The sequence below is a fragment of the Bacillus sp. RC240 genome, from assembly GCF_044907945.1.
GTDB classification, from domain to species: domain Bacteria; phylum Bacillota; class Bacilli; order Bacillales; family Bacillaceae_G; genus Bacillus_A; species Bacillus_A mycoides.
In genome coordinates, this window is sequence record NZ_JBIYCT010000001.1 from 1142899 (window position 1) to 1155520 (window position 12622).

Here is a 12622-nt window from a genome sequence, read left to right on the forward strand (position 1 = left end):
GTTAGCACAAAATCTCATTGTGGGTAGTTATATTTTTTACCAGATAGCAATGTAACGGTACCCCTGTAAGAAGTTCCATTACGGCCTTTTCAAACTCCTCAACGGTAATAGAATAGGCTAAAGATCATCCGTTTTTTCACGGACTTCCCTTATCATAGGAAATACAAAACTATCAAGGACTTTAAAATAACGATGCTCTAAATGATGTTAGATTTTAGCCAATTCTATAATAGATCTCCAAGTTTATAAGTTTAGTGTTTACAAAAATATGGTTTAATACAATTTTGAATTAAACCATATTTTTGTAAATGCCCCGTTGAAAGTTTACCTATACCGATATAAGGGTTTACATATCTGAAAATTAAATCTATTATTGAGAGTGGAAAATTAAGTAAGAAGGATGTGGTTCTGTGTCGAAGAAAATCATTGTATCAGGCTGGGAGCTAATTATTCATCTATTGTTGTCGTTTGTCGGTATACTAGCGGTTGGCTCTCTACCAATTCTATTCAAAGGGCTTTCAATAGATATTCCAGAGTATTTTAGTAGTATTTATAAAATTTGCGAGAAGATAATACTACATGCTTCATCTATGCAATATGGTATGAAGATTAAAAAGGATTTGTTCCCACAAATATTTTTTCACTATAAAGAGACGATGGTTATACTCTCAATTTCACTGATTGTTTCATTAATAGTGTCATTTATACTAGTACACGTAATCTTAAGGGTTAACGAAAAATGGCAGAATAGGATTAAAGAATTCATGTTATTTCTTCAATCTTTACCTGACATATTGTTTATTGTTGGTTCCCAATTGTTGGTGGTATGGATATTCCAGAAAACTGGTGTTATGGCAGCACAAGTAGCAGGAATTGGAGACCAGAAGGTGCGACTCTTACCGATTATCTGTTTTTGTATACCTACCGTTATCATGTTTGTTAAGTTCTTACTTCTAAGATTTGAGGATGAGTTGAGAAAGGATTATGTGTTGTTCGCTGCTTCAAAGGGTATGGATCGTCTTCATATTTTAAACCACCATGTACTAAGAAACGTTCTATTAAGTACTTTGTTCTTTGTAAAAGCTAATATATGGTTTATGCTCTCTAACTTATACATAATAGAATCGATTTTCAATACTCTCGGATTCTTTGTTTTTATTAAAGAATACCAAAGTGTTGAGGTATTCACGGTTGGATTAATATTAATTTACTTACCTATATTCTTATTTTTTAAATGTTTCCATTGGTTGGTACCTACTGCGATGAAGGAGAAAATATAATATGTGGAATTATTTAAAACGTGATAAACGGTTCTGGTTAGGTGGTTTATTTTTAACAATATTAATGGTCCTAAGTATAGGAAATACTATTTTTAATGACGGAAATATACATAAGGTAATCCTTCAATATGATAAAACTGGTTATCCTGAAGTGCCTCCATTTCCACCTTCAATGCAATTTTTATTTGGTACCGACAGAGCGGGATACGACTTACTCAATCTGATAATTGAAGGGGCAAAATGGACTATTGGGTTTGCAATCGTAGTAGCCATATTACGCATGGTGTTAGGCGTTATAATCGGTTTTTTACTTGGTGCATATGTTAAAAGAGGGTTTAAAAAAATTGAAGCATTTTTTGATAGTTTTACAATCGTACCAATGGTTATGATTTGTTATTTCATATTATCAGAAGTACTTATTTATGAAAATGGGACGATACCGGCTCCATTTTATCAAAGACTTCTATTCCAATTGGCTGTGATTGTTCTTTTAAGTGTTCCGACTCTATCATTATATGTTGCAAATGAAGTAAGGAAATTGCAAACTGAAGAGTTTGTTGAAGCTGCAAAGATCCTCGGTGGCGGAAAATTATACATTGTTGTTAAGCACATTCTTCCTCACCTGGTTCCAACGTTTATAATAATGCTTATGCAACAATTCGTACAAACACTAACATTGTTGCTTCATTTAGGTTTAATAAATTTGTTTTTTGGTGGAACAGTTCTTTATGGTGATGAGGCTGATTCTGTAACACATGAGTGGACTGGTTTAATTGGGATGTACTATCCTTCTCTATCTGCTGATACTTGGATTCCAATGGTTCCGATAATCTTTTTTAGTTTGACTGTTCTAGCTGCGAATAAAATAACTGATAGTATTCAAGATTCTTTAGAAAGAAACAGAACTGCCAGTATCTCTGTTAAAAATACTAATAAGAGTGTTTTGCAGGTACCTGAAAATGAATTGTTTACATTCAAACATCAAGCATAAACACAGCTTTAATTCTCACTTACAGGGGGTATCATCATATCGCTACCAAGTTAATAAAAAGAAATGCCCCCTAAAATGAAAAAATACGCTATTCTTTCTGTAGAATCATAGGAAAGGATGGCGTTTTTTATGTCTGTTTCTGTGTCTGACGAATTACAACTATTTGCTCAAGAGATTCAAAGTGTCCTATCTCCAAATGCCTTACAGGATCTTGCTAGAGATGTTGGTTTTGTTCAGCGACTGAGTAAATACCAAGCAAAGGATTTAATCGCTTTATGTGTGTGGATGAGCCAAAAGGTTGCTACGACTTCTTTAACTCAGCTATCTAGCTGTTTAGAAGCATCAACTAAAGTGCTTATCAGTCCTGAGGGACTGAATCAACGATTTAATCAGGAAGCTGTTCACTTTTTACAACATATATTAGCCAAACTACTAAACAAAAAATTAGCTTCATCTGTATCGTTTTCCTCTCCCTATACTTCTGCTTTCAAACGTATTCGTATTCTAGATTCAACTGCATTTCAACTACCTAATTCTTTTTCAAGCGTTTATCCAGGTGCTGGAGGATGCAGCCATACAGCGGGATTAAAAATTCAATTGGAGTATGATCTATTAAGTGGACAGTCTTTACATATTCATACAGGTCCAGGAAAACAACATGATCGAACCTATGGTTCTCTGTGTGTTCCAACCGTGAAAGAAAATGATTTGTGTATTCGGGATTTAGGCTATTTTCATCTGAAAGATCTTCAACATATACAAGATAAAAAGGCTTACTATATCTCTCGTATTAAATCAAATACACATATTTATCAAAAAAATCCTAATCCTGATTATTATCAAAATGGAAAACTAAAGAAGAAAACAGAATATAAACAGATAGATATAGAGGCATTAATGATTTCTCTTCAACCAGGGCAAACATACGAAATATCTGATGCTTATGTAGGAATGATTGATAAAGTGCCAGCTCGTGTAATTGTTCATCGACTTACAGAAGAACAGCAACAAAAACGATTACAAGATCAGGCTGTAAGAGAAAAAAAGAAGGGAACAAAGTATTCTGCTCGTAGTAAACGACTAAGCGGTATCAATGTATATATGACAAATACCTCTACAAATATTGTCCCGATGGGACAAGTACATGATTGGTACTCTTTACGTTGGCAAATCGAGATTTTATTTAAAACATGGAAATCATTCTTTCATATTCACCATTGTAAAAAGATAAAACGAGAAAGATTAGAATGCCATTTGTATGGGCAACTGATCGCCATTCTCCTCTGTTCTTCTACTATGTTTCAAATGCGTCAATTACTTCTTATGAAAAAGAAACGAGAGCTGAGTGAATATAAGGCCATATATATGATTAGAGATTATTTTTTTCTTATTTATCAAGCCATACAGAAAGACACCCAAGAATTATCAAAGATTCTCATTCGCCTGTTCAATCTCCTACAGCAAAACGGGCGAAAATCCCATAGGTATGAGAAGAAAACAGTCTTTGATATATTAGGTGTTGTTTATAATTGTACCATGTCTGATAACCAAGCAGCTTAATTCAAAAAAGGAAAACCGTTAGGGTTTATTTCGTATGCAAATCTTTAAAGCATCTACGTATAGACTTTCGAAAAAAAGAAACAATCTTGCTTATCATTGACGTTACACGGGCTTAGCTTGATAGCGATGTGGCGGTACCCCACATCCATCAACTTAAGGATTTAGACTATTTTTGAAGCTAAAAGCACGTTACTGTTTTGTATCCCACTTTTCTAAACGGAAGTAGAACAATACCCCATCCTCCGTATTGGTTACACCGTATTCTGCAGCATGTAATTCGAATATGTTCTTTACAATCGAAAGACCTAGGCCAGTACCACCGCATACTCGTTTTCTTGATTTATCCACTCTATAAAATTGATCCCATATTTTCTCTATATTTTCTTCTGCAATATGCGATCCTTTATTTTCAAACCCTATATATACGCCATGTTCTTCTTCTATTACCTCTATCACAATCATTCGTCTCGAATCTGTATAACGAATTGCATTCGTAAACAGATTCGTTATCACTTGTTCCAATAAATTAGCCTTTCCCTTCACACGCACATCATCAATATTCATTTTGATTTGCAGTGACTTTTCATCAATTTGAGTGTGTAGATCTTTTTCAGCCTGTTGAATCAAATCCCCTATACTAACTTGCTCCATCTGTATTTGATACGTTCCTGATTCATATTTAGCCAAATTGAGCATCTCATCAATCAGTATATTCATTTTCTCTATTTCTTTTTCTAACGCTTCCCAATAATATTGGTTCATTTCAGGCGCAAACCCGTCTTGCAACATAGATGCCGATACTTGCATGACACTGAGTGGTGTCTTCAATTCGTGTGAAACACCTGCAATAAAATCTTTTCTTGTTTGTTCTAATTGCTTTTCTTTTTCTAAATCTTCTTTCAACTGATTGATATACCCTTCCATTCTTTCTGAAAGCTGATTAATATTGGAGGATAGCTCCCCAATTTCATTTTTAGACTTTATAGAAAGCTGGTCTTCAAACTCAAATTCCATGATTTTTTTGGTTGCTTCATTAATTTTCAATAATGGTTTTGTAATGATTCTTGAGTAATAGAAAGACACAATAAGCGATAGAACCAGCACAAATGCAATAATATATACATAGTAATCACTCATTATATCTGTTGCTTTTGTAATTGGCTGTAGAGAAGACAATGAATAAATAAATTCTTTCACTTGTCCATCTTTTAATATTGGTTTAATGGTTTCTAAATACTTGATTCCATTTATACTAATCTCGTTTTGTACCCATTCTTCTCCGTTTAATTTCACTTTATCGGTAATCCACTCCGATTGAAATTGTAAAATACGATTTGCAAACACTTCGTTACTATATAATGTGTTATCAATTTTTGAATTGAAGTAAACTGGGAAACTTATTTCTTTTACAATTCCTTCTAAAAAATAATATTTTTCGCTTTCTTCTTTTGAAAAAATCTTCATCCCATTTTTAACACCTGACATCATGATTTTGTCTATTTGATAATAGGTAGGCGAGACAAACCCTCCATCATAACCTTTTATTTTTAATGTTGTAGGAATAACTATGTCTTTATTTGACCCTTTACTTGCAGTATCCATAATAGCTATTTGGGTCGTCTTATTAATTAAACTTGTAATTAAAATACTGAAATTAGGATCCATATCTTTCTTTGCATTAATTAAATTATTAAATACAACTTTAGATGTTCGACTTGGATCATTTTTATTTATCGCTTTTATATAATAATCTCCTGACGGTAATTTCTTAATATTTGCTGCTTCATCAAGCCTTGCAATCATAATGCCTTTCTGATTTTCATATGAGAGTTCTTTACTCTGCAGTTTATTTTCATCCTGTTTATAAGCTTCATAAAATGTATTATACTGTTGTAATTGCTTCTGAACATGTTCTTTTTCTTTATCTATATACAAGTAATTCATCACATACATTTGTCCAAAAAATATAACAGCAATAATCATACAGCATAATAAAAACGTTAGAAAAAACAATTGAAAAACTATTTTCTTTCTCATCTTCTGTCTACCTCGAATTTATAGCCCGTTCGAACAACAGTTGTAATATGTTTTGCCCTGTCGCCTAGCTTCACACGTACATTACGCATATGTGCAGTTAATGTTTTATCATCTCCAACATAATCATATCCCCAAATGTTCGTAATTAACGTGTCCCTTGTCAATACTTGCTCCTTATGCTGCATTAACGATAGTAAAATTTCAAACTCTGTATGTGTAAAATCTACTTTTTTTCCATCTATAGAAACAGAACGTGCCGATTTATCTAAATAAATACCACATAAATCAATGCAGTCCTGGAATTGTACAATTTGAGTTGTCTCTTTGAATAAACGCTTTGCTCTCGCTAGTAAAATAGCTGGTTTAAATGGTTTTGTTACATAATCATCGGCTCCTAGTTCAAACCCAAGTAATGTATCATCCTCATCACTTCGAGCTGTTAATAGGATAATAGGAACAGTAGAGTTCTTACGAATACGTCTACACACTGACCATCCATCCATGACTGGGAGCATAATATCTAATATAATTAAATTGATATCATCATGTGCAGTAAATAATTCTAATCCTATTCGGCTATCCTCCGCTGTTATTACTTCATATCCATCATGAGAGAAATATTGTGCTACCGCCTCTCTTATGATTTTTTCATCTTCAATAATCAACACTTTTTTCATATAATTCTCATCCGATCTATGCTTATCTATATGGAAATGGTCATGGCTTGCCTTCCCATTTGAACCCATGATTGTTCAAAATCATCTCGATTAATCACTATATGTTTCTCTGTCTTTAGCGGATCATTAATATATACATATTGGTCATCATAATTTGTCACTACGACACTATGCTGATGATATGTCACTTTCATTTCCCCTTCGTATGTTCTCCATGTATAAAATTGATCATCGGGTAACAGTTTAAAACGAGCATTTGTTAATACCCATACAGGGAACCCTTGATCTATCGCCTCATAGATTTGCTGAGGTTCTTTGTGGCTTAAATCCTTCACTTTTTCTTCTGGGACATATAACTTTGCCAATTTTAAAATCGGTTCCACATATACACCTAATCCAGGTTTATCAAAAGTAGCCATATTCCCGATAAACCCTTTATGCATATTTCCCTTCAAACCATTTCTCTGAAATGGTACATGTTTTATTTTTGAAGCAAGCTCCATCTTGTCGACTTGCGCACCTGAAAACTGTAGTACCATTGCAAGGCTCGTTACTTCACAACCACGCATCAATTCTGGCTTTTGTAAAATCAGTGGAACATCCAATGGCCTTGCAATTTCTTTCTCTTGTCCTATAGGCACATTTTCATTTTCAACTACCACTTCATTGGCGGATTCTACAGATACATTACGCTTTTCTTCTACTTCTAATCTTTGCTTCACTTCATTTGCTAAGGCACGTTGTTTATTAGTAATTGTAGGGCTATCATTATTTGACATCTCAATACTTGTACCTAACACCACTAGAGTGAATAAACAGAATATTGTCGTTCTAATTTTATTCATGAGTATCTCTCCTTATTACTTTCTAAGGAGAGTTTAATTTGTTCATATCTATATAAAATCATATTTATAGAAAGACAAAGTAAAATTTATATCAAGATTATATAAAAACGACTCTTACACGTATTAATCGTATGTGTAAAAAATCGTGCTATCGATATGCAATATTTACTATTATGCATTGAACCATTTCATCACACATCATGAATTCAAAAACAGGGAAAAAATGCAAGGGAAACTCCTACAATTTTTAAGAAAAAATTCACCTACTTACAATAATGTAGTTTGCTTAATATGTTTAAAATTCACACGGTATACTTTTCATATCTGGATTGAATACAAAAGTACCGATTCAAAAGTCATACATAAACGAAACGTTTACTCGTCTAATTTAGACCAAATCCATACATCAGCATTATTTTCGTGTTGATTATTTGCTTGTTCAACTTTTTCTATATGATTCGTAGTATTCCAGCTAATTAAAGTTCCATCCCATCCTCCATATTGATTTCACTGATTCTTTTATAAATTTAATTTCTTAATACATACATCGCCTCACACGAGATTGATATTTACTAGTACACGATAACCGGTTCATAAGTGCTTAAATTATCATACACATTTTTTGCAATACTAGGAGAAAGGTTAACACATCCTCCCGATCCTCCAGTTAAATAGGCATTATTTGCCCAGTTTGTTCGCCAGCCAGCATCGTGGAATCCTTGACCGCTATTTGTGAATGGAACCCAGTAATTTACTTTAACTGCATAATCACCTTTACCTACTGCGCTACCTTTAAGTGTATACGGTGATCGTTTATAAAGAACGTACCACACACCTGGTGAAGTATCTTCACCCGTGCTATGTTTCCCAGTTACTACATTTGTTGTAACTGCTAATTTTCCATCCTTGTAAATCCAAATTTGTTGCTCTGCAATTGAAATTTCCACATACGTGTCTCCGATGCCATTATTCGATGTTGTTTCATAGCCGATCCCTTCCTTCTTCCAACCATTTCCGTGAATATTAGAAGTAGAAAGTGATTTTTCGCCTTTCTCAAAGCCTTGTTGAATTTGTTTTGTTTCTTTTTCAACATCCAGTGCCCAGCCATAGCCTTGTCCTTTTACTGATATGACCGCCCCAGAATGAGTTTTAAATGTAAAATCTTTATTTAATGTTGATTTAGCATTGTTAATTTCAGTAACCTTGTTCTTAATATTGCTCACATCGATAGTAACTTTCATATCCTTTGACATAAAGGCATTTTGAATTAAACCTTTCGCTTTTAAAGGATAAACTTCATTCTGCACTTTATAATCAACGGACTGCTGAAGAAGATTTTGTAGTGCTTTCTCCTCTTTTTTGATAATCGGATCGTCTTCTTTAATAGGCTGTAAGTATGCAGACTTCAAATGAATTTCGCTTTTATGCTTCTGCTTGTCGTAATCTTTCAGTAAACTCATAATGTCATACTGTTTTCCTTCAACGCTTTTGGAGATAACAACTTTGCTTTGTTCAAGCTTCGCCATGGCATCTTGAGGCGCTTTTAATTTTTTATTCATAGAGATGAGCTTTTCTTCTACAAGTTTTTTCATCGTTTTACTACGATATTGTTCTGCCTTTTCTGGTAACAATGAATAATTCTTTTCCTTTGAGGAAGGGACAAGTGTCCACTGGCTTTTTAATAGTTTCTTAATTTGAGGCAAATCTTTTTCTGCAAGTTCCATTTTTGTCTCTTTTTCATCTAAAATTTGTTGTTGGTCTACATAGACTTTGTTTGCTAGTCCAGATGTTTTTAATTTCTGTATTGCCTGATCAGCGCTCAGACCACTGACTTTTTTGTCGTTAATCGTAACATTCGAATTGAAGTGAGTTGCCTGATAACAAATCATTCCCCCAATGAGAAGTGTGATTATACCACCAACCACTGCAATAAACTTCCAATTTGTAAAACATTTGCTTGATCTTACTCTTTTTTTATCAGCTTCTTCAACTGACTCATTTATTCTATTGTTGTTCATCAATCTTCCTCCGTTTACACCAAAGTCAATAGATTTTAAACTAAAATCATTGACTAATGTACCTTATTGTTCTTAAAATTCCATTATTTTTGACCGGATTTTATCGCAATTAATTGATCTAATTTAGACTTTTAATAAACGACACATAAAAAATGATAGATAAATTTTTCATTCACACTAAATAGTCTTATATAAGTAATAAATCATTATAAATAGTGGCCCTACTCTATGCCTGAAAATCTAGCAGAACAAGTTTCCCAAAACGATAAATATGAAATTCGGTGCCATAAAAAACTCAACTTTTCCATTTAGGGAGAATTAAAGTTTTAACTTGATAGCTACGGTCTCCCATCGCTATCAAGTTATTTCATACTTTAAAAATAGTTCCCAATTCCATGTCTTTCTACAGTATTCATTCAGATTACTGCCTTAAGTCAATTTGGTTCTACTTCCTTATTACATAGTTTTAGTTTGCATACTTCTCCTGATTATTTTTTAAATTAAAATACGCATCTAAAACCTCTTTACCAATTATTGAATTAACTTTATTGCCTTTGTCATTAATTATCCATGGGACAACAACAGAAAATGCCACCTCTGGTTTATCATATGGAGCGTACCCTGTTAAAGTTAAATTATAACAACGAACACGATTGCCTTCCTGATCCTTACCAACACTATTATCATCACCGCCATAAACTGTTTGTGCTGTCCCAGTTTTACCAGCAGGCTTATAAGGAAGGTTTTTGAAAGTACTCACACCAGTTCCGTCACCTTCTTGAAATACACGTCTAAACCCTTCCTTTACTCGATCTATATATTCTTTTTTCATATCTACATGGTTCAATACAACTGGTTCCATTGATTTCACAATTTTACCAATGTCTTCAGTTTTTGTAGTTTGTTCTCTAATTTCCCTCAAAATTTGTGGTTTCAATCGATTTCCTCCATTTGCAATAGTAGAAACATACTGTGCAAGTTGCAAAGGAGTATACGTATCGTACTGTCCGATAGCTAAGTCTAGCAAGAAACCTGGTTGATAATTTTCTTTTTTCATTATTCCAGATGTTTCGTTTGGGAGGTCAATTCCAGTTGGAACCCCTAATCCGAATTGCCCAAAATAATATCTCATTTTTTCAAATGCACTTGCCTTTATATCTAATGAGCTATTTGGTACGTAATCTATTCCTGCTATTTTTAATGCCGTATTAAACATATAGACGTTAGAAGAAACTTGTAAGGCTCTTAAATCATCAACAATCCCAAAATCTTTCCAAGATTTCTTCTCCTTTGTCCCTTTAAACTTCATAGGCGCATCATTAAAGTTTGTACCAGGTGTAATAGCCTTCGTTTCAAATCCCGTTAACACTGTGGCACCTTTTACAGTTGATCCAAGTTCATATGAGCTCGTCATCGTACCTAAAGCATAATCAGCTATTTCTATGTTCCGATCTTTCTTCCCTAATTTTTTACCCGCCATAGATAATACTTCTCCAGTATTCGGATTCATCATCACTACAAATGCCCGATCTAAAAGAGGCTCTGACCCCTTATAAGCTTTTAATTGCTTTTCAAGAATTTCTTCTACCGCCTTCTGTAATTTCATATCAATTGTCATAATTAAATTATTGCCACTTTTCCCTTTAGAAATCGTTTCCGTTTGAATAACATTCCCTTTTTTATCAGCAACATTCTTAACTTCTCCCTTAGTTCCATGTAGTACGTCTTCATATCGTTGCTCGATATAACTCTTTCCCACACGATCATTGCGATTGTAATCACGAACTAAATAGTAATCTAAATTTTCTTTTGGAAGCCCCTCTTCAGTACTTGTTATATTACCTAGTACAGAACGGAATAATTCACCATTTACATAATTACGTTCCCAGTCAATAGTTGCATCAATACCTGGAAATTCCGATAAGTTTTCACTAATTGTAGCGTATTCTTTCTCAGATACATTTTTCTTTATAATTTGTGGTGTCATTTTATAACCTGAATTCATTCTCCCTTTAATATTTAATATCTTTAAGTCTTGTGGACTTAATTCACTCAATTCCTCTGCTGTGACGCGTCCTCGTCTCAATTCATCTATTTTCTTATCAAATTCTTTTCCTTCAATATTTTGTTTACGTAGATTTTCTTCATCTTTTTTTGTAATCTTTTTTTTCGTTTTTTCCTTGTTTAACTGCATCCAGTAATCTTTTTTGTCTGTTTCAGTCAACCTATTTATATCTTCTTCTGTTATTTCAAGTATTTTCGAGAGCTTTTTTGCTATTTTTAAGATTTCTTCAGAAGTGATATCTTTCCCCTTTGTATACGAAATGGTACGAACAGCAGTATTATTAACCACTTTCTCACCTTCCCTATCAAAAATTTGACCACGTGGAACAGAAGTACTAACCGTCGCATTTTCTTGCTTTTCAACTGCATTCTTATAACCCTCCCCGTCAACAATTTGTACTTTTCCAAGCCGAATGATAATAGCTGAAAATGATAAAAAAATGCACAAAAATAGTATATTTAACCTTATAGATACCTTATTTTTTTGTAATGTTTTTGATTGCTTCATATTAATCTCCTTTTAATACTCAATACAATGAACTAATATCCTTAAAAAATCCCCATCACGTAACCCAAAAGTATTTCCCCCTGCATTTACATTATGTCTACAATAACTATTTGAAAATTTTCCAATAATAAAATTTCCATACTCACTAGATAAAAACATATGCAACAGAAAACAACATAAATTTTATATAAAGATTATATAAAGATGTATATTTCAAGAAAAAATTTAGGGTGTAAATTCATGTGAAAAATAAATATTTAATACGTAGAATTTATATAAAAGTTCTCAACAGACTGATTTTTTTATATAAATCTGTTTATTCCAAAAATGTATAATTGTAACATGCGAAATAAAAGTTATACGTTGATTAAAGATATTGTCGTAAGTAATAATGTAATTCAAGAAAAATTCAAAACACATAGCCATCATTATTTAAAGTTTAAGCTCTTTAAAGTATAAATGTATTAGTATATTTGAGCTTTAGTACATTGAGACCCCCATAGTTTCTATGTACTAAAGCTATTTTTACAGTTAAGAGTTAAAAATCTATCTTTAGTACATTCTATACTTATCAATCGTATTATGAAAAATTGTTAAAAATAATGGAACACATCATTCAAAATGATCACAATAACATATAAA

The 12622-nt window shown here is 33.0% G+C and carries 8 protein-coding genes; 3 read left to right on the plus strand and 5 right to left on the minus strand.

Annotated elements, in window-relative coordinates; all coding sequences use genetic code 11:
- The first annotated feature begins 410 nt into the window (after window positions 1–410).
- From ABH955_RS05935 to ABH955_RS05945, 3 genes are all read left to right on the plus strand, one after another.
- Entirely contained in the window at window positions 411–1280 is an 870-nt protein-coding gene (locus ABH955_RS05935; RefSeq protein ID WP_002205056.1) for an ABC transporter permease subunit, read from the plus strand.
- A gap of 1 nt (window position 1281) precedes the next feature.
- Entirely contained in the window at window positions 1282–2271 is a 990-nt protein-coding gene (locus ABH955_RS05940) for an ABC transporter permease (RefSeq protein ID WP_002205055.1), read from the plus strand.
- 129 nt (window positions 2272–2400) lie between these two features.
- Window positions 2401–3831: an IS4 family transposase gene (locus ABH955_RS05945; RefSeq protein ID WP_404490958.1), complete on the plus strand. Its 1431-nt coding sequence runs from the start codon at window positions 2401–2403 to the stop codon at window positions 3829–3831.
- Between the two features lie 189 nt (window positions 3832–4020).
- Here ABH955_RS05945 and ABH955_RS05950 read toward each other — a convergent pair whose 3' ends face one another.
- The 5 genes from ABH955_RS05950 to ABH955_RS05970 all read right to left on the minus strand — a co-directional run bounded on the left by ABH955_RS05950 (window position 4021) and on the right by ABH955_RS05970 (window position 11980).
- A complete protein-coding gene (locus ABH955_RS05950; protein WP_404490959.1) occupies window positions 4021–5868 on the minus strand; it encodes a sensor histidine kinase in 1848 nt (615 codons plus the stop codon).
- A complete protein-coding gene (locus ABH955_RS05955; protein WP_002069011.1) occupies window positions 5865–6545 on the minus strand; it encodes a response regulator transcription factor in 681 nt (226 codons plus the stop codon). Before ABH955_RS05955 ends, ABH955_RS05950 begins: the two co-directional genes overlap by 4 nt.
- A gap of 26 nt (window positions 6546–6571) precedes the next feature.
- Window positions 6572–7390 carry a C39 family peptidase gene (locus tag ABH955_RS05960; protein ID WP_404490960.1) on the minus strand — a complete coding sequence of 273 codons (819 nt, stop codon included), beginning with the start codon at window positions 7388–7390 and terminating at the stop codon, window positions 6572–6574.
- A gap of 572 nt (window positions 7391–7962) precedes the next feature.
- Window positions 7963–9408 (minus strand): L,D-transpeptidase family protein, encoded by a 1446-nt coding sequence (locus ABH955_RS05965; RefSeq protein WP_404490961.1) that lies wholly within the window; start codon window positions 9406–9408, stop codon window positions 7963–7965.
- A gap of 466 nt (window positions 9409–9874) precedes the next feature.
- Window positions 9875–11980 (minus strand): peptidoglycan D,D-transpeptidase FtsI family protein, encoded by a 2106-nt coding sequence (locus ABH955_RS05970; RefSeq protein ID WP_078178670.1) that lies wholly within the window; start codon window positions 11978–11980, stop codon window positions 9875–9877.
- Window positions 11981–12622: the final 642 nt, after the last annotated feature.